Below are 23,713 nucleotides of genomic sequence, written 5' to 3'. Positions count from 1 at the left end.
AGTGTGGATCGGGGGGGCGCGCGGCGTGGCTACCGTCCCGGGATGTCGTCCGGCGTCGAGCCGATCTGGTAAGGCCGCATCATCTCGTTGTCTTCATGCTCGAGGATGTGGCAGTGCCACACGAACCGGCCAGGGCTCTCGAACACCATCTTGATGCGCGTGATCTCGAACGGCAGCGCGACGACGGTGTCCTTGCGGCCATCCTCCCCGGCCTCCGGCGGGCGCGGGGCGCCGTCGAACGGCTGGCGATCGACGATCGCGAAGTGGACCTCGTGGACGTGGATCGGGTGCGCGTCGATGGTGAAATTGTAGATCTCCCACACCTCGGTCGATCCCAGGGCCGGGTTCTCGGTGATGGGATCGTGCCAGAAGAGCGGCCTCGCGGCGCGGGAGCGCGGAGGAGGCTCCAGCGTGCCCAGCGCGGCCACGCTCAGGCCGGCGTCGGGCCGGAGCGCGGAGCTCAGGTCGTTCAGCGACACCTGGCGCACGAGCGCCGCATCTCCGAGGGGGGCGAGCCGCGGCAGCTCGATCTGGTGCGGTGGCGTGCTCGTGTCCCTGCTCGTCGCCGGCACGACGCGGAACTGCATCACCTGCCCTGTCGTCGCCGGATCGGCGGCGGTCTGCGGGCCGCCGGTGAACGGCGCGTCCGGACCGAGGTTGAGGAGGACGAGCTCGGCGCCGGCGCGGACGCCGCTGAAATCCACGATCACGTCCGCGCGCTCGGCCGGAGCGAGCAGGAGGGTTCCGCGCTCCACAGGGGAAGGGAGGAATCCGCCGTCCGAGCCGATCTGCCAGAACGGGAGGCCGTTATCCATCTTCAGGATCAAGAACCGCGAGGCGCTGCCGTTCAGGATGCGGAAGCGGTACCGCCGCTGCTCGACCTCGAGATAGGGCCACGGCCGGCCGTTGACGACGATGACGTCGCCGAAGAACTCCGGGACCCAGATCGGCGGGATATCGCCCTTCGGGATGTACACGTCCGCGAGCTCGGGGGCGAGCCCGCGCGACGCTGGATAGAAGAGCGACCCGTCGTCGTTGAAGGAGCGGTCCTGGATCAAGAGCGGTATCTCGTACACCCTCGCTCCTGGCCGGTCTCCCGGTCGCGGGGCTGGTCCGGGCAGGACGCCCTGCGGCAGATCGTCCGGCCCGCCGCGGAGCAGGTAGAAGCCGACCGGCCCCGCGTAGAGGTTGAGCCGGGTGATGCCGAGCGTGTGGTCGTGGTACCAGAGCGTCGCGGCGCGCTGGTCGTTCGGGTACTGGAACACCGCCGCGCCCGGCTCCCACAGGTCCCCGAGCGGGGATGTGCGCTGGTAGTAGTCGTAGAAGGTGCCGGTCGCCGCGTACCCCTCGGGGATGTCGGTCGCCGCGGGGAGATACCAGGCCTCGGGATAACCGTCGCTCTCTTGCCCCATCCTGGCCATCCCGTGGAGGTGCGTAACGATCGGCACCGGGCCCCGGTACGGTCCTGGCGGGCAGTCGCCAGGGAACGCGGGCCGGCTGTCGCGGCCCTGCGCCCCGCCGGGCGGGTTGGCCCAGTGCAGGGTGGGGTCGACGGGGAGCAAATGAGGGAGGAAGCGGCCGGTCGCTGGGTCCCTGAGATCGTTGATCCACTTCACGCGCACCGGCCTGCGGTACGTCGCCTCGATGGTGAACGCCGGATAGGCGAACGTCTCCGGGTGATGGACGGAGCCGTAGCTCCAGACGGTCGTCGGGGGCAAACCCAGCTCGGGTGGCAGGAGGTGCTGCTCGATCTGCCGGACGGCGATCTCGTAGGCATCGCGGCCCGCGCTGCCCGCGCCGAGCCCCGTGGCCAGGGGCATGACCTGCGGGATGAGCAACGGCCGCGTGTACCTGGGGATCGCGGCGCCGGAGAGGGTCGGGGCCGAGCCCGGGGCGGCCGGACACACCCCCATGGCCGCATTCACGACGCCACCTCGCCGGAGCGCCGTGAGCCCCGTCGCGGTCGGACCGTGCTTCCGTGGCCGTCGTCGCTTCATGGAGGACATCGCGTCTCCTTGCCTCGCGCGGCGCTGCGAGGGCGCAGCATCATGACCAGCGCACGGCTCCGGTCCACGCAGGAAGCTCCGGATTCGAGGAGCCCCTGGATCACGGAGGATCGCCGTGATCGCAAGGCCCCGACGACGCGCGGCGTTCAGCCGTGCGGAGCGGGGTTGCCTCGGACGATGCGCCGCCCACGGGCCGTGATCGAGGGGGGATGTGGCGTGCCGGTGGCTCTCCGGGCGAAGAGCCTCATTGAAGATCGCGGCCGTCGAGACGGGCGCAGGCGGGGAGGGGCGGACCCGACCCGGCTCCCCTGGCCGCCTCGCGGCGGCCGGGGCGCTCGCCGGGCCTGGGATGTCCAGCTAGGGGCCTACTTGGCCGGCCACTGGTCCTTGGGGAGGTCCTTGTAGACGTCCTCGACCTTGTGGAAGCCGTCCGCGATCACCGTCGAGGCGAGGTTTTCCTTGTCCACGGCGATCGGCGTGATGAGCACGCTCTGGACGTCCTTCTTGCCGTTGTTGACCGTCTGCGTCTTCTCGCCGACGGGCTCCTTCTTCGCCAGCTTGACGGCGAGCTCGGCGGCCTTCTCGGCGAGCAGCTTGAGCGGCTTGTAGACGGTCATGCTCTGGGTGCCGGCCGCGATCCGCTGGCAGGCGGCGAGCTCGGCGTCCTGGCCCGAGACGCCGACCTTGCCGGCGAGCTTCTGCTCGCCGAGGGCCTGGACCGCCGCGCCCGCGAGCCCGTCGTTCGACGCCACGACCGCCGTGACGTTGTTGTTGTTCTTGGTGAGGGCGTTCTCGGTGATCTTGAGCCCCTCGACCGGCTGCCAGTCCTTGGCCCACTGGTCCGCCACCGTCTTGACGTCGCCCTTGTCGATGAGCGGCTTCAGGATGTTCATCTGCCCTTCGCGGAAGAGCTTCGCGTTGTTGTCGGTCGGGGAGCCGCCGATGAGGATGTAGTTCCCCTTCGGGAACTTCTTCACGAGCGCCTCGGCCTGGAGCTCGCCGACCTTGACGTTGTCGAAGGACACGTAGAGGTCCACGTCGGAGTCGAGGATCAGCCGGTCGTACGCGATGACGGGCACGTTCTGCTTGTGCGCCGACTCGACGATGGTGGCCGTCGTCTTGGCGTTGTGGGGCACGACCACGAGCACGTCGACGCCCTGCGTGAGCAGGTTCTCCGCCTGCGAGTTCTGGAGGGCGTCGTCGCCGTTCGCGGACTGCACGAGCACCTGGGCGCCGAGCGTCTCGGCCTTCGCCTTGAACAGGTCGCGGTCGCGCTGCCACCGCTCCTCCTTGAGGGTATCCATGGAGAAGCCGATGGTGAGCTTCTCCTTCTTCTTCTCCGGACCCTTGGCCTCCGCACCCTTGGCGGCTGCTGTTGCCTCGGGCTTGTTCGCGCTTGCGCCGCCTTCAGACTCCGGCTTCGAGCAGCCGGCCGAGAACGCGAGCGAGAACAACGCCATGAGAAAGGTGGAGCGACGAATCAAGGTGACCTCCGCGTGAGATGAATGGGAAAGGGTCTGTGTGTTGGCCGCCGGCGCTACTGCGTCGAGTTGAGCTGGTCGGCGTAGCTCATGATAAGATTCAGGGTTTCCGTGTCGTCATCGTACACCGAGTACCACCCCTGGAGCTCATGGGGCGGATCGCCGATGTAGTCGTTGCCGAGGAGCCAGTAGTCGTTGCCGTCGTCCGACGGCCTCCCGGTCCCGGCCCAGGCCCAGAAGTTGACGCCTGCGAGCTCCGGGTTCTCGACGACGGCGTCGAACATCGAGGCGTAATACTCGTTCCGCTTGGCGACCGTCGATGAGACCGGCTCGGACTTGTCGTCCCGGGCGAGCCCGAACTCCTCCACGACGATCGGCTTGTTCAGCGCCCTGGCGTGCGCGAGCTGCGCGTCGATGTACCCGTTGCTCTCGGTGATGGCGGCCAGGAGCCCCTTGTCGGCCGCGCTGTCCATCGGCAGCGACGGGTCGTACCACTCCCAGTTCTCGGGCCACACGTGGAAGGTGAGGTAATCGATGCCGGGCACGTCGTGGAACGCCTTGTAATCGCTGTTGGCGTAGTCGCCCCAGTTATAGGACAGGTCGCCCTCCGAGCCGATGGAGACGAGGTGGTTCGGATCGATGTCCTTGATGAACTTCGCGTTCCTCTCGACCCAGAGCTTGAAGAGCGGGCCCCAGCCCTTGAACGATCGCGGCTCGTTCCCGAGCTGCCACGCCATGATCCCCGGATGGTCCTTGAGCTTCTCGATCAGGACCTTGGCCCGGCTGAAGTAGAACTCCTGGGCCTTCTTGTTGCAGAAGAACAGCGACGAGAGATCCATCTGGTCGGGCCAGGGGTTCGTGTTCGGATCGAGCGTGCCCGAGTGAGGGATGGCCCACTCGCCGATGGCCACGGCCTGGCAGTCCTGGCCTGTGCCCTGCTGGAACCGGATCGAGCCGGCGAACGGCACGTGGTGGTCCGCCGCGAGCAGGGCAGCGCCCGTCGTGGGGTGGGTCAGGCCGACCTGGTACGCGCTGAAGTCCTCTCCGCAAGAGAGGGTCGGCTGCTCGTGAGCCCACTTCATGTACTGGGGCATACCGCCGGACCAGTGCCAGAAGTCGTTCAGCGTCATCACCGCCTTCATCCCGCGGCTGTGCATCTCGTCGAGCACCGTCACCAGGTTGTCGGCGAACGCCTCGAGCTGTGCATCGGCGCACGGTTTGTCGGATGATGCCGGAAAGATCCGTTGTGGCCCGTACTGCTGATCGTTCTGCTGCGCCGCAGGGATGTCGCCCTCGCTGAGCGCCATGATCCTGAGGTTCAGGGCGCCGTGGGCCTCGAGGATGTCGAGCTCGGTGCGCAGGCGCTCGCGGCTGATGTAGGGAGCCGACCAGAAGTTCGTGCCCATATACCTGTACGGTTTCCCGTCGAGGCGCAGCTTACTACCTTCGGCGCGGACGTAGCACTTTTCCGGTTGCTGAGCGCAGTCGAGCTCCTGGCCGCCGCCGGTTCCGTCCCCGCCGCCGCCGGTGGCATCGTTTCCGCCGGTGGCGCCGCTTCCGCCGCCGCCGGTGGCGTCGCTCCCGCCGGTGGCGCCGCTTCCGCCGCCGCCGGTGCTGCCGGACCCGCCCGTGCCGCCGGAGGGCGTGGGGTCCGCCGGGTCGGAGGAGGAGCATGCGGCGAGGGAGAGCAAACCCAAAGCGAGCAAGAAGGTCTTCTTCATGGTCGGTTCCTCATGTGGTTCGAGTGTCGTTCCTCACGGATCGCTGCGCCCTGCAGCCCGGAGCGCGCGTCCGGTTCGCAGGGATCTGCCGAGCTGCTGCGCCACCGTCGCGGGGTGGCATCGCCGGCGGCACCGGTGAGCTCCCGCGGATTCCGCGACGATACAAATCTCCGCTCCGGGTGGTCGCTCGCGCGCCGGCGTGGCCCGTGGCAGACCACTTAAACGGTTCAGCGTCAACAGGGAACAGGTCGGCCGGTGTGGCGCCTTTCGCAGGGTGCGTCTCCGGGCGCGCCGGGGGGATTCCAGGCTAGACTGGGCGGGCGTGAGCCGATCCGCCGGGCGGCGGCTCCGTGGAGGACGGGGGATGTCGCCGAGCTTGATCCTGTTCGCGGTGCCGGCCTTCTTCGCGCTCATCGGCGTCGAGCTCTGGCTCTGCCGCCGCCGCGGGCGCCCCGACTACCGCTTCTCCGACGCGCTCGCCAACCTCTCGTGCGGGGTCGGGCAGCAGGTCATCGTCTCCGTCGTGAGCGGCGGCGTGCTCGTCTATCTGTTCCTGTTCGAGCGCGCCGCGCTCGCGCGGCTGCCGGAGGGCGCGCCGTGGAGCTGGGCGGCCTGCTTCGTCGCGGTCGACTTCTGCTACTACTGGGCGCACCGCGCGAGCCATCGGGTGAACTTCATGTGGGCCGCGCACGCGGTCCATCACCAGAGCGAGGACTACAACCTCTCGGTCGCGCTGCGCCAGAGCTGGCTTCAGCGGGCCCTCTACTGGCCATTCTTCTGGCCGCTCGCCGTGCTCGGCTTCCCGCCGGGGATGGTCGTCACGACGTATACGCTGAACATCCTCTATCAGTTCTGGATTCACACGCAGCTCGTCGGCCGCCTCGGTCCGCTGGAGTGGGTGCTGAACACGCCATCTCATCACCGCGTGCACCACGGCGTCGACTCCGCGTATCTCGACAGGAACCACGGCGGCGTGCTCATCGTCTGGGATCGGCTGTTCGGCACCTTCTGCGCCGAGGGGGCGCCCCCGCGGTACGGCGTGGTCCAGCCGCTCGCCAGCTTCAGCGCGCTGCGCGCCAACGTCGACCCGTGGCGGAGGCTCGCGCGCATGGCGGCGGCGGAGCCGCGCCTCTCCGGCAAGCTGCTCGTCTGGTTCCGGCCGCCGGAGTGGCGGTCCACGGCGACTTCGCCCGACGAGGGCCCGCTGCGCACCGATCCGGATTACGTCCTTCACGACGTGGCGCGCCCCGGCCGGGCGCGCGCGCTCGCCGCGGCGCTCTTCCTCGCAGCGCTGCTCGGCGCGATCGCGTACCTCTACGCGTCGCCGCACATGGCCGCGGGCCCGCTGTGGGCAGGGGCGGCCGTCCTCCTCGCGGCGCTCGCGGCGGTCGGCGCGCTGCTCGACGGGCCGAGCCTACCGGCGCAGGGCGGGGCGGCGCTAGCGCGACAAACGGGCTGAAACCACGAGAAAGAGCAGAAATTTCACAGGGAGGCGGGGAGGCGGGGAGCGAGAGACGGCAAGAGGGAGAAATTCATTTTTTCTTCCTCCCCGCCTCCCCGCCTCCCTGTGAAATTTCTCCGGGTTTCAGCTTGATCGATGTTCTAGACTCCTCGTCGTCCTGCGGAGCCCCCTCGTCGACCCACGCGCGCGCTAGCTCGAGCGTGCGTGCGTTCTCCTCGACGCGCTGGAGGAACTGCTCGCGCCGCGCGGCATCGTCGAGCTGGGCGGCGACGTCGAGGAGCCTCGTCCGGGCGTGCGCGATGGCGGTCCGCGCCGCCGGGAGGTCGCCCGCCGCGAACAGCGCCTCGGCGTGGACGAGGCGGGTGAACGCCGCGCCCTCCTCGACCATGCCCAGCCGATCGAGCAACGCGACCGCCGCGCGCGCCTCGGCGAGCGCCTCGGAGGTCTCGCCGCGCGCGAGCAGCACGGCCCCCAGCGTCGCCCGCGCCAGCACGACGAGCGGACCTATCCTCTCCAGCTGAGCCACGGCGCGCCGGGCCTCGGCCTCGGCGCCGGCGAGATCGCCCGCGCGCATCAGGCACCCGGCGAGGTAGGTGCGCGACGCGCCCGCGAGCCGGCGATCCCCCTGCGCCTCCAGGAACGCGATGGCCTTCCTCAGGGCCTCGCGCGCCTCGTCGAGCGCGCCCAGACGGCAGAGGGGCGCGCCGAGGGTGCTCCACGCGACCGCCATGCAGCCGTCGAGGCCCATGCGCTCGGCGTCCGCGAGCGCGGCGCGGAGGATGGCCTCCGCCTCGGCGTACGCGCCGAGCTGGTGCTCCTGGAAGCCGAGATCGAGCCGGCAGAAGCAGGCCAGGCGCAGGTTCCCCGCGCGCTCGTGGAAGGCGACCGAGCGCGCGAACAGCGCCCGGCCCGAGCCGTACCGGCCCGCGTACAGCTCGCGCCAGCCGCGCTCGCGGAGGACGACCCCGCTCACGGCCGGATCGTCGCAGAAGCGCTCGGCCGCGGCGTCGATGAGCGCCTGGAGCGGCGTGGCGTGCGCGTAGAGGCCGCTGATCGTCAGGTAGAGCGCCGTCCCCGCGGACGCCGCCAGGAGCGGGCCCGTCGCGCCCTCTCCGGTCCAGGCGTCCGCGAGATCGCCGCTGAGGCTGGCGAGACGATCGTGCTGCCCCAGCCGGGCCAGCACGATCGCGGCCTCGCGCACGGCGGCGTACCAGGGCGCGCTGCGCCGGGGCAGCTCCTCCACCGCCATGGTCGCCCAGCGCGCGGCCTCGACGAGCTCGCCGCGCCAGTGGTGCGCCTCGGCCCGGTGCAGGAGGACCTCGCCCCGCGCCTCGCCGCTGATCCCGAGCTCGATGGCGCGCCCGGTCCACGAGAGCACCACGACGAGGTCGTTCGCGGCGAGCGCCTGCGCCGCGGCCTGATGGTAGAACGCGGCGGCGCGCAGCGGCTCGCCGCCCCGATCGAAGTGCTCGGCGATCACCGCGGCCGAGGGCTCGGCCGCGCGCTGGAGCCACTCGCCGGCGAGCCGGTGGCCGAGCGCGCGATCCTGGTCGGTGAGCATCCCGTAAGCCGCCTCGCGCACGAGCGCGTGGCGGAAGACGAGCTCCCGCTCCCCCTCGAACCTCGCCTCGTCGCGCGCGCCGATCCATTCCAGCCGCTCGAGGCGATCGAGGTGCTCCGCGAGCCCGGAGACGCCGCCGCGGCCTCCGAGCAGCGCCTCCACCGCGCCGCGCCAGAACACCCGCCCGAAGATGCTCGCCGCGCGCAGCACCTGCCGCGCCGCGCTGTCGAGGCGCTCCAGCCGGGATTGGACCATCGCCAGCACGGTCTCCGGAAGCGCGCCCTGGCTCCCCTCGGAGGTCGCCCGGATGAGCTCCTCCAGGTAAAACGCGTTGCCGTCGGCCTGCGCCACGAGCTGCGTCACGGTCTCGGCGCTCACCCCGTCGCCGAGGACCTGCCGCACGAGCCGCGCGCCCGCCCGGGGGCTCAGCTCCTTGAGCCGCAGCTCCTGGAGATCCCTGTTGGCCCAGAGCCCGGGGAACAGCGTGTACACCTCGGGGCGCGCCAGGGCGAGCACCAGGAGGGGCTGGTCCACGAGCCGGCGCAGCGCGTCGTTGATGAACTGGACCGTGGGCAGGTCGCCCCAGTGCAGGTCCTCCAGCACGAGGAGGAGCGGCTGCGCGGCGCACGCGGCGGAGGCGAAATCGAGCCAGGCCCTGCGCATCTGATCGCCCATCAGCGGGGCGTCCTTGCGGGCGGCGCGGAGCGGCGCGCTGTCCTCGTCGGGGAACGGCGTGCCCAGGAGCTCGCCGAGGAACTCCGCCACGCGCTGCGCGTCGGCCGCGCGGACGCGCTCGGTCACCCGCGCGAGCAGCTTCTCCCGGCGCGCCTCGATCGGCTCTCGGTCGCGGATCCCGCACGCGCCCTGGAGGGCCTGCCGCAGCATCCCGAACGGGGCGCCCTTGCGGAGCGGGTCGCCGCGGCCGATCCAGACCGCGACGGGCTCGTCGCGCTGCCGGACGCGGCGGATGATCTCGTAGGCGAGGCGCGACTTGCCTATCCCCGCCGGCGCGGTGACGAGCACGGCGCGCGCCCGCGACTCCTCGATGCTCCCGGCGAGGAGGGCCTCGAGGGTGGCCACCTCCCAGTCGCGCCCGACGCAGGCCGTGGGCCTGCCGAGCAGCATGCGCGCGCCGCGGGCGAGCGGCTCCTCGCCTCGGAGCCACAGGCCCGCCTCCGTCTCGACGACCTCGAAGCGGGCGTCGAGCAGCGCGGCGGTCACCTCGTCGATGGCGATGGGCGCGATGGGCGCCCCGCGGCCAGCCGCCGGCGCGCCCGGGAGCGCCGCCGCGGGCTGCGCCAGCATCCGGACCGCGCGGTCGATCACGTCGCCGGCGGGCCGGCCGCCCGTGACCTCCACGCGGCCGGTCGTGAGGACCACCGGACGGTCGACGCTGGCGGCGCGGAGCAGGAGCGCGCAGCGAGCTGCCTGCGTGGCCTGATCCGTCGCCACGCCTGCTCCCAGGAGGATCACCAGGATCGACCCGTCCGCCAGGAGCTCCAGGCACGCGCCGAGCGCCTCGATCTCCTGGCGCAGCTCCGGCGACACGACAGCGACCAGCGTCTCCGAGTCGGCCCTCGCCGGGCAGGCGGCGACCCGCGGCGCCGGCCCCATCATCACCACCGAGAGCACCCGCCGCTCCTTGCGGGTCAGCGAGGACTGGCGGTTCGGGTTCGAGCGCGGCGTCGACGGCGCGCCCGACAGCGGCGAGACGCCCATGGCCTCGAGCGCCGCGACGATCTCCGCGCCGTCGCGGGGGCGGTCGTCCGGGTCCTTGGCGAGCATCCGGGCGCAGAGCGCGTCGAGGGCGGGGGGGACGTCGGGGCAGAGGGAGCTCACCCGCGGCACCTCGTCGAGGAGGATCTTCGCGAGGACGGCCATCAGGTGAGCGCCGCAGAAGGCCGGCTGGCCCGTGAGGCACTCGAACAGCACGCAGCCGAGCGCGAAGACGTCGGCGCGCGTGTCGACGTCCTGCCCGCTCCGGGCCTGCTCTGGCGCCATGTACGCGGGGGTCCCGACGAAGGCGCCTGTCCGCGTGAGCCGCGTGGCCTCGGGGAGCCCGGCGATGCCGAAGTCGAGCAGCTTCACGCGCGCGGCGTCGCCGTTCACAAGGAACAGGTTGCTCGGCTTGAGATCGCGGTGGACGATGCCGCGCGCGTGGACCGCCGCGAGCGCGGCGGCGGCGCCCGCCGCGAGCGCGATCGCCTCGTCCACGGTGAGCACCTGGCGCTGGAGCCGCTGCTCGAGATCCTCGCCATCGAGCCACTCCATGGCGAGCCACGGCGCGCCCGAGGCGCCGAGCCCGTGAGCGACATAGCGCACGATACCTGGGCACGACAGCTCTGCGAGCACCCTGGACTCGCGAGAGAGGCGCGATTCGTCGCCGGTCCTCTGTTCGTCGAGGCACACTTTGATGGCCACGGGCTCGCCCGAGCGCCGATCGATCGCCTGGAAGACCGCCCCCATGCCGCCGGCGCACGCCTGGCTCACGATCTCGAAGCGGTCTCCGAGCACTTCCCCTGGTTGCATCACCTCGAGTATCGGCGTCCTCGGCCGTGAAAGTCCACGACGAGCGCCAGGGCTCGCCGCCGAGGCCGACGGGCGCGGAGGTGCGGAGCGTCGCCCCCATCTCCACGGACAGCGCCGCCGCCGTCCGTCCAGAGGGGGCGAGGAGACAGTGGACGATTTCTTGTGAAGGATTCTGAGTCGTCTGTCCCCTCAAAGCCTGTCGCTGTTCCCCGAGACCGGTGTTCTGATCCTCCGTGAGCAGCTCAGATCGGGGGACAACCTCTCTGACGTGGCCGGGGCGGTGTGCGCCGGCGCCGCGCCGCACTTGGCTCTGCAGCATCGCCCCGCCGGGGGCGAAGCCGGGCCGACGTGGACGAGCGCCCGCAGGCCGTGGAGTATGTATAAGGAGGCCCCGTCGATGGGTGGGTAAGCCGTTGATCGGGGGTCGCTTTCCAGGGAGAGCGGATTGCGTGATTCAAAGAATGTTCTGCGACCCGGGGGCAGGCCGCTGCTGACTGTCGGATGATGGCTGATGCGCCGTGAACGACACGGGCCCGCCCGGGGCAGCGGCTGCCTCGGCGAGCGTGCCCCTCCGCGCATCGCTGGGCCGCCGGGCAACGGGCAACGCCCCTTGCCAGATGGACAGGACCGACGCCGCCCCGCCCCCGGCTCCGGCTCGCACCGCGAGCGATTTGCGCCATGGCGATGACAACCGGTCACAAGGCTGCTCCGTCGCTGCCGGCGAGGCCCCGCCCCGTCGGAGCGCGGTGCACGGTGCGTGCCAGCAAGCCGCGCTGCGGCGTCCAGAGGGGCCAGAGGGGCTAGAGCCGCCAGAGCCGCTAGAGCCGCGAGACGTGGAGCCACCAGGGCGGCAGCGACAATCCCAAACAATTCAAAAAATTCGAACATCAACTTGCCACCGAACCCCGACTTGCTATATCTTACATGAAGTATGATGCGCCTAGCTCTCGGATATTCTTCATCTTTGTAGGAGAGCAACCGCATTCGAGGCGCGCTTCTTCTGTCTCTGTGTCACCTGCTTGGCTGGTAAAAAGCCGCGAAGAATTTCCTGCTCAAGGCCGCTGCACATCCTAGCTGAATTGGCTCTCGACGAACCGTCGAGATGGCGCGAATCATTGGGTTCGCTGGACTGGTTGGTTTTGTCATTGTCACGAGTCGGCGATTCGTCCTGAGCGACGAGCGCCGTCCCATGGCCTTGATCGGGCGGAGCCTGACGATTCCATGCCTCGTCGAGCTCTGGTCCGCTGTGCTCGTGTGATTCGAGCTCGAGTTTTCGAATCGGCGCCCGACGGCGGAGATTCATTCGGCATAGGGTCGATATCCTGAAGTGAGAGGGAGCAGTCCATCGTGAACAAGAACATTCTATCTGGCGCTGCCTTGGTAGCAGCCATTTCCGTTGGTATTGCCGCAGGGGCTCCCAGCACCACCTACGGTGCGACGACCTCCGTTGGCGTTCCCGCTATCGACGTATCTGAGCTCACGATCGCGAAGGTGCAGTGGGCGTACCTGATGCGCCGTTACACGGCGGAGGCTCTGACGAACGCCTATCTCTCGAGGATCTCGCAGTACGAGTCCTCCTACAACGCGTTCACCTCGTTCAACCCGAACGCCGTCGCGCAGGCGCGCGAGATCGACAGGAAGCGGAGGAACGGCGTGGCCCTCGGCCCCCTGGCCGGGATCCCCGTCGTCATCAAGGAGTCGATGGATCACGTCGGCTTGCCGTCGACGGCAGGCTGGGCTCCGCTCAGCTCGCAGGTCGCCGGCGGTGTCGATCTGTTGCCCATCAAGAACTCCGTCGTCGTCGATCGGTTGATCGCCGCCGGGGCCATCATCCTCGGAAAGACGAACATCCCGGCCTTCAGCGACGACGGCACCCGAGCGAACAGCAGCTGGGCGGGGCCCACCTACAACGCCGTGGATCCGACCCTGGTGCCCGGGGCGAGCAGCAGCGGTACGGCCACGGCGGTAGCCGGCAACTTCGCCGTGCTTGGCCTCGCGGAGGAGACGGGGGGATCCATCCAGAACCCTGCGGCCGCGCAGAGCCTCGTCGGCATCAAGCCGACGTTCGCCCTCGTCCCCACGGCCGGCGTCGTGCCCCTGGCCGGCAGCACGAGGGACGTGGTGGGCCCGATCGCGCGGACTGTCCGCGACGCCGCCGTGGTGATGGATGTCCTCGCGGGCTACTCCCCGGAAGACCCCAAGACGAGCCTGTCCAATGGACACCTGCCCGTGGGCGGCTACACGAGCCGGCTGAGCCAGAGCGCCCTCTGCGGAAAGCGGATCGGCCTGTATGGCCCAGGGTGGCGTCACGGCGGCCTGTCTCCTGAGACGCAAGCGCTGTACGAGCAAGCGATCGAGGAGCTGGAGGACCAAGGCGCGATCGTCGTCGAGGATCCCTTCGCCGGGAGCGGCTTCGCCGATCTGGCCTTGCCCGATGAGCCCTATGACATGCGAGGGACGGAGTCTGTGGCCTACGACTTCCAGCGCTACCTCAAGGGGGTGAAGGTCGGCGGCACCATCGTCGGCTCGATCGACGGACTGGCGTTTTTCACGGGGATATCTCCGTTCGATCCGGTCGACGGTCCGCTGTCCTGGTATGTCGACAAGCTCCCCGTGCTGGCCTCCTCGCTGCTCTTCCCGGAGGACGCGCCCGATCTGTCGGGCTTCTGGGCCCTGCGCGACCAGTACGTGAACGTCTTCGACTCCGTGATGACGGTGCACGATCTGGACGGCCTCGCGTTTCCGCAGACCTACGACACGCTGCCGGAGCTGTCTGGCTCGGACACCTATCCCGCGACGACGGAGTCCGCGATCAACATCGCGGGCTTGCCTGGGGTCGTCGTGCCCGCCGGTCAATACAGCGACGGGGCTCCCTTCAGCCTGATCTTCGTCGGCCCCCGCTGGAGCGAGGCTGAGCTGCTCGGGTTCGCCTACGATTACGAGCAGGCGACTGAACACAGGATCGAAGCTCAGCTGACGTCGTGGTGAGCTCGCGCCTCGCACCTCCGGCGCTGCCGGGGGTGCGAGGGACGAGCGTGGGCGGCACGGCCCTCACGGGCCGCAGCCGGCCGGCTCATGCCCGAGAGCGACAGCGTCGTACCCGCGGGCCCTGGAGTGAACGCGGCCCGGCGGGTGGGCGGCTCGAGGTCGACCGGGCTTCGACCCCGCGACGATCGAGGCGCGTGGGGTGGCTCAGCCCCCATCGTTGACGATGTGCCGTGGGACGCCAGGAAGCCGGCGGCACACCCCGGGGGGTGGTACCAGGGCGTCAAGGCGCATGCTGGCACATCCGCGGCACACATTGCATGTCACACCGCCATTTGCCGTGGTTTTTGTTGGCCGTCACGTTGGCGCTGGTCATGCAGTGGTGGACGTCATGAAGACAAAGAACGCTTCCATGCTGGTTGTCCTGGCGCCCCTCCTGCTGGCCGCCTGTAACGTGAGCTTCATCGAAGGCGCGACGGACGACGGCGGCGCGAACGACCCCGCCGCGCTGCCGGTCGAGAGCGGTTCGAACGACACTGCGGGCAGCGGCAGCTCCGGGGGCGACGCGGAGCCAGGTGATGCGTTGCCGGCCGTCGCCTTGACGCGCGCTCAGATGGATGTGCTCTGGGACCGGTACTGGGAGAGCCAGGGTGACGTCGGAGGCAGCAGCGGGTCGGGCGGCGGCGACGGCCCGGCGCTCGATCCCAACGACCTCTTCCTTCGTGCCTCGGATCTGGGTGTCTCGTGCGGCTCCCCGACCACCCAACTCCGCTGCGGCGGGCACTGGCAGTTGAGCATCGTGCTACCCGGCGCCTACCAGCAGGTCGGCGTCTACGATCTCGAGGATCCCGCGCTCATCAGCTATAGCTACATGAGCGAGACGGGTGAGCCCTACTCTCCGCGGCCGGACGACTGCCCGTGGGGAGGCGGGTCGTTCGGGCCGGGCACGCTCGAGATCCTCTCCATCGACAACGCCGAAGTGCGCTTCCGTCTCACCCTGGGCTCGCTCTGGGACACCGATCCCAGCGGCGAGTACACAGCTCCGCGCTGCCCCTGAGGCGCAGGCGTCCTGGGGGGCGGGCTCGGCGATGGTCGCTTCGCTGAGCTCGCCGTCGGTGCTCGGAGCACATCGGAGCTGGCAGACTCGAGCGCTCGGGTGACCGGGATGACCCGATGATAGCGTGCGAGCGGGGGGGCGAAGCCGCTTCCGTTCGCGCTCGCGTTGCTCCAAGGAGCCGCCGCGCTGCCCCTGGCGAGGATGCCATGAACACGGCTCCACGGGGCAGCATCCAAGTGTTCATCAACTGGAGGTCCCATGCGCGATTCTCGTACGCTGATCAGCCTCGCCGCCGCATCGCTCCTGTCGCTCACGGCCGCGGCTGCGCTGGCCCAGGAGACGCCGCTTCTTTACCTCTCGAGCCCGCGCCCGCACACCGTCATTTCCGGGAACGTGCCGCTCGACGTGAGGTGTTTCGCGACATCAACCCAGGAGTGCCAGCGCCTTTGCGTGGATGTCCGAGGCCGGACGCAGACGGCGACCGCTTGCGTCGACCGCACCTCGAGCACGCCGCCGGGGACGTTGATGCTCCTCACACGCCCCTTCCCGGCGTTCGAATCGGGGGAAGAGCTCACGCTCACGATCTCTGGCAGTGTGAGCGCAGGCACCGAGTCCTCGGCGACCTACGGACCGCTCTACATCGAGCGCAGCCCGAAGCTCGTCGCGGTGCATCGCGTCCAGGGCTCGATCCTCGATTTCGACGCTGACCGTGTCATGTTCCTGAGTCAGTTCCAGTCGCTCGGCATCCTCGACCGCGCCTCGCAGCAGGTGAGCTGGCTCGCGACGCTGCCGCAGGATCCGCCCGGGAGCACCCCCACCTACGGCGCGCTCACGCCGTCGGGCGCCGCGATCCAGTCGGGGTACGGTCGCATCTTCACGTCGGTCAACGGCGTGTGGACCAGGATCACTTCGGGCCGGCTGGACGCGGTGAACGGCGACTCGCTGGTGTGGGTCACCGAGGACGGGGGCAGGGCGTACGCGCACACGCCGTCGACGGGGTGGAGTCGGGGCATCTGGAGCCGGACGGGCAGCGACTCGCCGTTCCAGGCCGACATCGCGGCGTCCGGTGACATCTATTACGCAACGTACGAAGAGCCGTTCATCCGCCACCTGCTCGTGGGCACCCTCGGAGATCACCCGGGCAACCTGGAGCGGCCCATCACCGACGGGACGAACGTCGCCGGCCGGTGGTCGGACGGGAGCACGAGCTCGAGCTTCCTGTACACGGCGGATGGCGAGGAGGTGGCTCTCGGCGACTCGATCGCGGGCGACCCCGCGGGGCTGCTCCTGCACGCGGGGCACGCCGGGTTCCTGAGGAGCGACGGCGATGTGAACCAGGTGTGGCTGCGGACCCCGGACGGCGAGCTGCACCAGCTCAGCTCCTTCGAGACCTCGAGCCAGCTCGATCAGCAGAAGCTCCGGGTCGGCCACGACGGCATCAGCGATGCTGGCGAGGTGGTGTTCCTCAACGAGGGCAAGCGTTACATCGGCCGCCCGGGCGCCGCGCCCGAGGAGATCAGCAGCGCGCTCGGCCACGCGCGCTGGTTCGACGGGAGCTGGTATGTGACGCTCGGCAACACGCTGTTCCGGGTCGAGGCGACCGGCGCCGCAGCGCCGCCGGTCGCGGCGCTGCGAGCCGGCTCGAAGGGCCTGGAGGGCTACGACAAGGAGGTCGTCGTCCGGCCGATCGGCGATGACGCGCTGGAGGAGGAGCCGGCGCTGCTGAGGCGCCACGGGTCCGACGCTTTGCCGGCTCTGTCGGATCTCGAAGAGGCGACCGGTCTCGCCGGCGACGCGCCCGACGGTGCGCAGGCGGCGGCCGGGTGCAGCGCCGGCGGTTCGGCGGGCCCGGGCAGCGGCGCCGCTGCGTTCGCCGCGCTCGCGGGCCTCGCGCTCGCGCGGCGGCGCCGGCGGGCGTAGCCGGCCACGCGCGCGGAGCGCCGAAGGCGCCGAGGAGGGCCTGGTTCCGGAGCGGGTTACCGCGGCTCTCGCGACACGGTGTCGATCATCGTGTTGAGGGACTGCCATCCTGGCAGGCCAGGCGCCCTGGCAGCGGCGCCTGGCGGCGCGGATCTCCGCTGCGCTCTCCGGGCACGGAACGTGAAGCGCGCGCTCGCATGCCCATCGAGACGATACCCATCGATCGCGAGGACCGCCTCGCCGGCGTCCTCCTTGGGACGGCGGTCGGCGACGCGCTCGGCCTGCCCAGAGAGGGCCTGTCGCGCCGGCGCGCCGCCCGCCTTTTCGGCGCGTCGCCGATCGAGCACCGCTTCGTGCTCGGCCGCGGGATGATCAGCGACGACGCCGAGCACGCGTGCATGACGGCCCAGGCCCTCCTGGCCGCGCCGGGGGACGCGGCGCGGTTCGCGCGGGCGCTCGCGTGGCAGCTCCGCGGCTGGCTCGCCTCGCTGCCGGCGGGCGTCGGTTACGCCACCTTGCGGGCGATCCTCAAGCTGTGGCTCGGGTTCTCTCCGGAGAGGAGCGGCGTCTTCTCCGCGGGCAACGGCGCCGCGATGCGCGCGCCGATCCTTGGCGCGGTGCTCGCGCTCACGCCGTCGCGCATCGAGCCCATGGTGCGCGCGTCCACGCGCCTCACGCACACCGATCCGCGCGCCGAGGAGGGGGCGCAGATCATCGCCCTCGCGGCCGCGTATGCCGCCGTGCGCACGCCAGAGCAGGTGAACCCGGCCGAGCTGCTCGCGCTGCTCCGCGAGCGGGTGGCGGACGAGGAGCTCCGCCGCAGGCTCGACCGCGCGGCGGAGCTCCTGGGCCGGCGCGCCTCGGCGGAGGACTTCGCCGCAGCGATAGGCCTCCATCAGGGCGTGAGCGGCTTCATCGTGGACACCGTTCCAGCGGCCCTGTTCTGCTGGCTCGCGCACCCGGGCGATTTCCGCCGCGCGGTGGAGGACGTGATCCTGCTCGGCGGCGACGCCGACAGCACGGGGGCGATCGTCGGCGGCCTCGCGGGCGCGACGCTGGGAGCGCGCGGGATCCCTGGCGCGTGGCTCGACGGGATCGCCGATTTCCCACGGTCGGTCGCGTGGATGCGGCGGCTCGGCGCGCGGCTCGCGCGGTGTTTCCGGGGCGAGCCCGGGGAGGGGGCCGCGCCGGGGGAGGAGCGAAGCGCCCGAGCGGAAGGGCCTCTCGGCCTCTTCTGGCCGGTATTGCCGTTGCGCAACCTAGTTTTCCTGGTGCTGGCGCTGGGCCACGGACTCCGGAGGATGCTGCCGCCCTATTGAAACGGGAAGAAGGCCGTGCCGGTAATGCACGCACGACGCGGCCTCGAGCACATGCGCCGCTGAGCGCGCCCTGGCTCACTGAAGCTACACCGGGAAGCGCGCCCTTTGCGATGCTTCTGGCTATAGTTGGCGCGTGACGACGCGTCGCAAGCAGAGCAAGTCACCGCCCGTGCCCTCGGCGGGAGCTGGCACCGCCAGTAGATCTCGGCTCGTCCTCGAGAACGTCCGGTGCTTCGTGCGCAGCGAGGTGCCGCTCGGGGCGCAGGTCACGGTCATCATCGGGCAGAACGGCTCCGGCAAGACGAGCATCGTCGAGGCGCTCGCATCGCTCGCGCCCGGCGACGGCGAGGGGCTCGATCAGTTTCCGCTGCGCCACGGCCATGGCGAGTCAGCGGGGTCGATCGCGCTCTACGGCGCTGGCGCAGAGCCGATCGCGCGCTGGACCGATGGGGCAGGGCGCTCCGAGCGCGCGCGGCTCCCACGCGGGCACCACATCTTCGGTTATGGGCAGTATCGCGCCCTGCGCCCGCCGGTCAGGCCACGCCAGGCGACCGGGCCCGCGCTCCTCGGTCCGGAGTGGGAGCAGGCGCTGGCCCGCGCGCTTCCCGCTCACCTCGAAGACGCGCTGCGACGCCAGGCCACGCGCACGCTGACCGATTTCGACGAGTACCTCTTCCGGGACCTCGCCGCGTACGTCGCGCTCCTGGAGGAGCGGGGAGAGTACGATCCCACAGCGCTGGTGGTCTGGAAGCGGCTTCGCGCGTGGCTCATGGGGCTCGACACGCGCATCGAAGACGTGGAGATCGTCGAGCAGGAAGGGCGCCGGGTGGTGGCGTTCCGCCGCGGGGGCGTCTCGCTCTCGATCATCGAGCTCTCCGACGGGTACCGCGCGATGCTTTCGGTCGTGCTGGATCTCGCGATCCGCTACGCGCAGACCTTCTCCGCGCTCGACGATCCGCTCGCTGGCGAGGCGATGGTGGCCATCGACGAGGTCGACCTCAACCTCCACCCGCGCTGGCAGCGGCGGATCATCGACCAGCTCACGAGCTTGTTTCCGGGCACGCGCTTTGTGCTGACCACGCACTCGCCCGCGGTGGTGCAGGCCGCCATCGACGACAAGGAGCGCGCGATCGCGGTCCTCGTGCTGGACGAGAAACCGGGCGAGGGCACGACCGTGCGGCGGCTGACGAAGGGCGATCTGGAGCGGCTCGACGGTGCCGAGGTCGACTCGGTGATGGTCGATGACGCTGTCTTTAATGTTCCGTCACGCCTCTCGCCGACGTACGAGGCGCTGGAGAAGAAGGCCGCCGTGCTGACACGGAAGGTGGAGGACGGCACGGCGACGGCGCGCGACCGGCAGACGCTGCTCAAGCACCTGGATGAGCTCCAAGGCGTGCTTGCGCGGGAGGAGGAGCGTGAGGGCAATGGCCCGCTTCTGTCCGGGATCGCGCGGACGCAGATCGCGCTGCTGAAGCAACTGGACTTACAGCTCTCTGAGAAGGGAAAAAAACGGGATGATCCGGCTCCGGCGAGAAGGCGTCGAAGCGCCCGCTGACTGGCGAGAGACGGTCGACGCGGCGTTCCCGGATGCGGCGGCGTTCTGGAAGAAGGCGAAGGCCTTCGAGAAGCTCGCCGAGCAAGGGGCGAAGCGCAAGAGGGGGTTCACGTCCTACGCGCCGGACGTGCTGCCAGCCAACCGGAAGGGGAAGCGGGACTTCCCTCCGGTGTGGCGCGCCGAGGCCTGCGTGCGGACGGCTATCGCGGCGATGTCGCAGGGCTTCTGCGCCTACTGCCAGTCACCGGTCAGCTCGACGCACCCCGGGACAAGAGGCAAGGAAAGGCCGCCCGGGCAGGTCGATCACTTTCGCCCCAAGGCGCGCTTCCCCGCACACGCATACGACTGGAACAACTACTTCCTTGCCTGCATGGGGTGCAACGTGGCCAAGGGCGACGCGTGGCCGAGCGGGGGATACGTCCGGCCCGACGACGGCGAGCCGGGTAGCCGTTTCGTGTTTATGAGGAGCGGCGCGATCAGGGCCCGTGAGGGAGATGAGCAGGCGAAGCGCACGATCGAGGACCTCGATTTAAGGCGGGACTGGCTCACTTGGCACCGGGGAAAGGCGATCGAGAGATACCTCAAGTACGTTGTTCCGTTAATAGGCCGTCCCGGCTTTCCACTCGAGAAACTATTGATCGACGGCCCCGACGAGTTCTCCGAAGCGATCAACCAGAACGTGCGGCGCGCCTGGGCGAAGGCGACGCGGAAGAAAGCGACGACTTTGCGTCCGCGGCCTCGGCGCGCGCGACGAGCAGGCTGAGCTTGTAGCGCTCTCGGACGTCTTTCTCCTTGTCCCTGCGAGCCCGCAGATATTCAATGGCGCTTGGGTCGGCCGAGGGGATGGCGTCGAGTGATGCGGAGAACGCTGCGTCTGAGACCTCGATCAGGCACTCCATGAAGAATGCGGCGCATTCGGCAAGGGTGTAGCTTAAAGCGGTCATTTCTTGATAGTCGGCAAATGGGCGATCTGTTTGACTCGGATCCTTGAGGAGCTTCAAGATTGCCCTCGTCGCTGGCTCGTATCGAATCATGGCGAGTAGAAAGATGATCGACGCCTTGCCTTCCGTGCTCGCCTTGTCGAGCGAGCGAACGAGCACCGGCCCAGCGACTTCGTCGAGGTCAAGCAGAGTCTGGAAATCTACGGGGCTCGCTGGTGGAACCAGCCTCGCCACGCGCAATTCGATCTCCTTCCGCAGCGATTGCTTCACCTCGATGGCCGTCTCGGCACATTGCGCCGCGAGCATCGTGCCTTCAGCCACTTCATCGCCGTCTTTGTCGAGCAACCCGCGGATGATCCGGTCAGCGTGCGCCCCTGGAAACCCGGCTGAAAGGACGATGACCTCGTGCCACCATTTGTCCTTGTAGTTGCGCAGCAGCTCGCCGTAGGCGCGCGCATTCACCAGCTCCATCGCTGCGAGGTACTCCTGGAACGTCAGGTGCGAGAACGCGAAGGAGCCCGGCGCCCGCTCCACGAGCACGCCGTTGCGGTCGCGGATCTCGGCCACGATCTCAGCAGCCTCCTCTTCCGGCCGACCGAGATCCGGCAGGTGAGCCGCGAGCCTCTCTACGACCTCCGATGCGGGCAGCTCCGCCACGCGCGCCCTGTGCATCGAGAGCGCCAACCGGGCGAGCAGGGCGCGCTTCGCGTGGGCGTCGAGCTTGCCGATGGCGGCGCCCTCCGCGAATTTGGCCCGGTCCCACTCGTAGAGCAAGACGTTGGTGATCGCCTCGTACAGGGCGACCCGGCGCTCCGGGATCCGCTGCCCGAGGAACCGGTGGACAACGCAGATGACCGAGCAGAGGAGGGGAGTCTGCGCGAGCTTCTCGATCGCCCGGCTCGCTCGCACCCGCTCTTTCAGGTCGTCTGCGGCGGCGCGGCCGTCGATCTCGGCCTGTCCGCGCGGCTTGTTGAGGCTCAGCTCGGCGGCCAGACACCATCGATCGATGAAGACGCCGACTTCGTCACGTATCATGGGCAAGAGGCGTGCGCGCGCGAAGCCCCTGGAGGCAGCCTCGTCCTTGCCAGGAGCGGCGACCGGCCTCGTCGTGACGACCATCGAGGTCCCCGGATATGCGTCGAGCATCGCCGTGAGGGTAGGGAGCACCTTCCCTGCCACCTGCGTCCGTGCTTCATCCAGGCCATCGACGAGGAGCAACGCTCGACGGCGTCGGAGCGCAGCTTCCACGAACCAGGGTTCCGCGTCAGCAGCGCAAGCGATCCACTCCGGGCTTGCCGCGACTTCGTGAAGTGCTCGCACCGGCATGAGGAACGGAATCGACTCCAGATCGGGTTCTTGGGTCGATAGCGCCAGCTCGTCCCGAGCGGCGCGCGTGGCTAGGTACGCGAGGAGCGTCGATTTGCCGCTGCCCGGTTCGCCGACGATCAGGAGCCGTGGATGGTGCACGAGCGCATCCGTCGCGAGCACGCGAGGCCGTTCCAGCGCGCGCAGCATGGCGGTGGCCGCCTTGACGTCCGCCGTCTTCGCTCCGCCCTTTGGCCGCCTGCCAGCCGCCCGTTTGGGCTTCGCCGCGGGCAGCGCATCGGACGGCTCCTCGACGTGCAGCGGAACATAGGCGATCTCGAGATCTTGCCGGACGCGCGCACTGAGCTGGAGTCCGCGGATCTCGATCTGTCCGTACCTCGCCTCGATCCCCCGCCGGTAGGCGCGCTCCGCGGCCGCGAAGCGCGCCTCGTCGTCGCCTCGGGCCGCTGCATCGAGCACGGCGCGCTCTTCGGCGCACCGGATCTCGAACGCATCCGCATCCGGAAAGGCATCCTCGAAGCCCTTCTGCCCCCACCGCTCTACCAGCGCGCGCAGCTCACCGCGCAGCCCCTCCGGGACCGGGTAAGGCCCGCGCGCCGCGAGCGCATCGAGCAGCCGCCGCCGTGCCCGCTCTCGCCGGTTCTTGCGGACCACCTCGGGCAAGCTGTCGCTCGCCTGAAGGGTATCCGGCACCTCGGCGAAGATCCTGTCGAGCAACGCCTCGGGTGACTCCGCCGCGCGCTCCGCCTCGGACCGGCGCTTCGCCCCGGCGGTCTTGCCCTGCCCCGTCCTGGTCTTCACCTGTCGCCCAGCCGCCGGCACGAGCCGGCATCCTAGAGATCGCCTTCCTCACCGTCCAGCCGCAGAGCACCGCCTTGCACCCGATCACGTTCCCCGGCCACACGACGCGCCCGGAACGACCTCCTCGGCCCCCCGATGCTCCGTCCGTGGCATGCTTCTCCACGGGCCGCCCATGCGCTTCGTCACGTACACCCCGCCTCCTCCACTCGGCCGTTTCGTCCGCCTGCTCTGGTACTACGCCGCCCCCGAGCTCCCCGACCTGCTGGAGCGCGTGCTCCCGAGCGGCGCCATGAGCCTCCTCATCAACCTCGCCGAGGACGAGCTGCGCTGGTACGACAACGCTGCCGAGGACGGCGCCGCTCGCTGCCACCGCCTCTCCGGCATCGCCGTCTGCGGCGCCCACGCCGAGCACTTCGCCATCGACTCGGCGGAGCAGCGCGCGATCGTGGGCGCGGAGCTCTCCCCGGGCGGCGCGGCCCCGTTCTTCGGCCCGGACGCCGGGGAGCTCGGCGGCGCCCACGTCTCGCTCGACGCGCTGTGGGGGCGCGAGGCCGCCCTCGTCCGCGAGCGCGTGCTCGAGGCGAAGACCCCCGAGGAGAGGCTCCGCGCGCTCGAGTCCGCCCTCGCAGCGCGCCTTCTCCGGCCGCGCGCGTCGATCGAGCGCGATCCCTCGGTCGACTTCGCGCTCGCCGCGTTCGCGGACCCGTCCCGCGCGTGGACCGTGGCCGACGTGACAGGGCAGCTCGGGATGAGCTCGAAGCGGTTCATCCGGAGCTTCACCGAGCGCGTCGGCCTCACACCGAAGCGTTATTGCCGTGTGCAGCGCTTCCAGCAGGCGGTCTCTGCGATCGAGCGCGGCGAGCGCGTCTCCTGGGCGGGCGTCGCGGCCGCGTGCGGCTATTACGACCAGGCGCACTTCATCCACGACTTCCGCGCGTTCGCCGGCCTCACGCCCACCGAGTACGTGACGAGGCGCCGCGAGCGGAACCATGTACCGCTCGGCGGCTGACCACTGGCGCTGGCCGAGCCGGCGCTCCCAGCTCGGCCGG

At 70.0% G+C, this 23,713-nt stretch carries 14 protein-coding genes; 8 read left to right on the top strand and 6 right to left on the bottom strand.

Annotated features, from left to right (window positions below):
• Positions 1 to 29: 29 nt before the first annotated feature.
• From WMF29_RS32465 to WMF29_RS32455, 3 genes are all read right to left on the bottom strand, one after another.
• Positions 30 to 1,913 carry a multicopper oxidase family protein gene (locus WMF29_RS32465; protein WP_437331187.1) on the bottom strand — a complete coding sequence of 628 codons (1,884 nt, stop codon included), beginning with the start codon at positions 1,911 to 1,913 and terminating at the stop codon, positions 30 to 32.
• Between the two features lie 458 nt (positions 1,914 to 2,371).
• Complete coding sequence (gene xylF, locus WMF29_RS32460) at positions 2,372 to 3,466, bottom strand: D-xylose ABC transporter substrate-binding protein (protein WP_437323996.1); 1,095 nt, start codon at positions 3,464 to 3,466, stop codon at positions 2,372 to 2,374.
• 77 nt (positions 3,467 to 3,543) lie between these two features.
• Positions 3,544 to 4,893 (bottom strand): glycoside hydrolase 5 family protein, encoded by a 1,350-nt coding sequence (locus WMF29_RS32455; protein WP_437323995.1) that lies wholly within the window; start codon positions 4,891 to 4,893, stop codon positions 3,544 to 3,546.
• 679 nt (positions 4,894 to 5,572) lie between these two features.
• Between WMF29_RS32455 and WMF29_RS32450 the strand changes: the two genes are divergently transcribed.
• A complete protein-coding gene (locus WMF29_RS32450) occupies positions 5,573 to 6,667 on the top strand; it encodes a sterol desaturase family protein (protein WP_437323994.1) in 1,095 nt (364 codons plus the stop codon).
• 73 nt (positions 6,668 to 6,740) lie between these two features.
• On the opposite strand, the gene WMF29_RS32445 is transcribed toward WMF29_RS32450, so the two are convergent.
• Both WMF29_RS32445 and WMF29_RS32440 read right to left on the bottom strand, forming a co-directional pair.
• Entirely contained in the window at positions 6,741 to 10,760 is a 4,020-nt protein-coding gene (locus WMF29_RS32445; RefSeq protein WP_437323993.1) for a serine/threonine-protein kinase, read from the bottom strand.
• A gap of 958 nt (positions 10,761 to 11,718) precedes the next feature.
• Complete coding sequence (locus tag WMF29_RS32440; RefSeq protein ID WP_437323992.1) at positions 11,719 to 12,063, bottom strand: hypothetical protein; 345 nt, start codon at positions 12,061 to 12,063, stop codon at positions 11,719 to 11,721.
• Between the two features lie 206 nt (positions 12,064 to 12,269).
• On the opposite strand from WMF29_RS32440, the gene WMF29_RS32435 reads away from it, so the two are divergent.
• The 6 genes from WMF29_RS32435 (at position 12,270) to WMF29_RS32410 (ending at position 20,359) form a co-directional block, all read left to right on the top strand.
• The gene (locus WMF29_RS32435; RefSeq protein WP_437331186.1) at positions 12,270 to 13,748 is read left to right on the top strand and encodes an amidase; all 1,479 of its coding nucleotides are present in this window, start codon (positions 12,270 to 12,272) and stop codon (positions 13,746 to 13,748) included.
• 388 nt (positions 13,749 to 14,136) lie between these two features.
• Positions 14,137 to 14,802: a hypothetical protein gene (locus WMF29_RS32430; protein WP_437323991.1), complete on the top strand. Its 666-nt coding sequence runs from the start codon at positions 14,137 to 14,139 to the stop codon at positions 14,800 to 14,802.
• A gap of 258 nt (positions 14,803 to 15,060) precedes the next feature.
• Positions 15,061 to 16,722 (top strand): hypothetical protein, encoded by a 1,662-nt coding sequence (locus WMF29_RS32425; protein ID WP_437323990.1) that lies wholly within the window; start codon positions 15,061 to 15,063, stop codon positions 16,720 to 16,722.
• Between the two features lie 197 nt (positions 16,723 to 16,919).
• The gene (locus WMF29_RS32420; RefSeq protein ID WP_437323989.1) at positions 16,920 to 18,041 is read left to right on the top strand and encodes an ADP-ribosylglycohydrolase family protein; all 1,122 of its coding nucleotides are present in this window, start codon (positions 16,920 to 16,922) and stop codon (positions 18,039 to 18,041) included.
• A gap of 133 nt (positions 18,042 to 18,174) precedes the next feature.
• The gene (locus tag WMF29_RS32415; RefSeq protein WP_437323988.1) at positions 18,175 to 19,596 is read left to right on the top strand and encodes an AAA family ATPase; all 1,422 of its coding nucleotides are present in this window, start codon (positions 18,175 to 18,177) and stop codon (positions 19,594 to 19,596) included.
• Positions 19,556 to 20,359, top strand: coding sequence for an HNH endonuclease (locus WMF29_RS32410; protein ID WP_437323987.1), 804 nt, complete (start codon positions 19,556 to 19,558; stop codon positions 20,357 to 20,359). The genes WMF29_RS32415 and WMF29_RS32410 overlap by 41 nt, the downstream gene beginning before the upstream one ends.
• Here WMF29_RS32410 and WMF29_RS32405 read toward each other — a convergent pair.
• Positions 20,265 to 22,664 (bottom strand): NACHT domain-containing protein, encoded by a 2,400-nt coding sequence (locus tag WMF29_RS32405; RefSeq protein ID WP_437323986.1) that lies wholly within the window; start codon positions 22,662 to 22,664, stop codon positions 20,265 to 20,267. The genes WMF29_RS32410 and WMF29_RS32405 overlap by 95 nt on opposite strands.
• Before the next feature lie 172 nt (positions 22,665 to 22,836).
• Between WMF29_RS32405 and WMF29_RS32400 the strand changes: the two genes are divergently transcribed.
• Positions 22,837 to 23,673 (top strand): helix-turn-helix domain-containing protein, encoded by an 837-nt coding sequence (locus tag WMF29_RS32400; RefSeq protein WP_437323985.1) that lies wholly within the window; start codon positions 22,837 to 22,839, stop codon positions 23,671 to 23,673.
• Positions 23,674 to 23,713: the final 40 nt, after the last annotated feature.

It is taken from the genome of Sorangium sp. So ce381 (assembly GCF_051473845.1).
Lineage (GTDB): Bacteria > Myxococcota_A > Polyangia > Polyangiales > Polyangiaceae > Sorangium > Sorangium atrum.
Note: the sequence above shows the minus strand (reverse complement) of the source record. Positions and strands in the feature narration are given on the sequence as shown.

Bases quoted from the DNA above. Each gene is read 5' to 3' on its own strand.
- WMF29_RS32465 (WP_437331187.1), bottom strand. From the start codon at position 1,913: ATGGGGGTGTGTCCGGCCGCCCCGGGCTCGGCCCCGACCCTCTCCGGC.
- xylF (WP_437323996.1), bottom strand. From the start codon at position 3,466: ATGGCGTTGTTCTCGCTCGCGTTCTCGGCCGGCTGCTCGAAGCCGGAG.
- WMF29_RS32455 (WP_437323995.1), bottom strand. From the start codon at position 4,893: ATGGGCACGAACTTCTGGTCGGCTCCCTACATCAGCCGCGAGCGCCTG.
- WMF29_RS32450 (WP_437323994.1), top strand. From the start codon at position 5,573: ATGTCGCCGAGCTTGATCCTGTTCGCGGTGCCGGCCTTCTTCGCGCTC.
- WMF29_RS32445 (WP_437323993.1), bottom strand. From the start codon at position 10,760: ATGCAACCAGGGGAAGTGCTCGGAGACCGCTTCGAGATCGTGAGCCAG.
- WMF29_RS32440 (WP_437323992.1), bottom strand. From the start codon at position 12,063: ATGAATCTCCGCCGTCGGGCGCCGATTCGAAAACTCGAGCTCGAATCA.
- WMF29_RS32435 (WP_437331186.1), top strand. From the start codon at position 12,270: ATGCGCCGTTACACGGCGGAGGCTCTGACGAACGCCTATCTCTCGAGG.
- WMF29_RS32430 (WP_437323991.1), top strand. From the start codon at position 14,137: ATGAAGACAAAGAACGCTTCCATGCTGGTTGTCCTGGCGCCCCTCCTG.
- WMF29_RS32425 (WP_437323990.1), top strand. From the start codon at position 15,061: ATGCGCGATTCTCGTACGCTGATCAGCCTCGCCGCCGCATCGCTCCTG.
- WMF29_RS32420 (WP_437323989.1), top strand. From the start codon at position 16,920: ATGCCCATCGAGACGATACCCATCGATCGCGAGGACCGCCTCGCCGGC.
- WMF29_RS32410 (WP_437323987.1), top strand. From the start codon at position 19,556: ATGATCCGGCTCCGGCGAGAAGGCGTCGAAGCGCCCGCTGACTGGCGA.
- WMF29_RS32400 (WP_437323985.1), top strand. From the start codon at position 22,837: ATGCGCTTCGTCACGTACACCCCGCCTCCTCCACTCGGCCGTTTCGTC.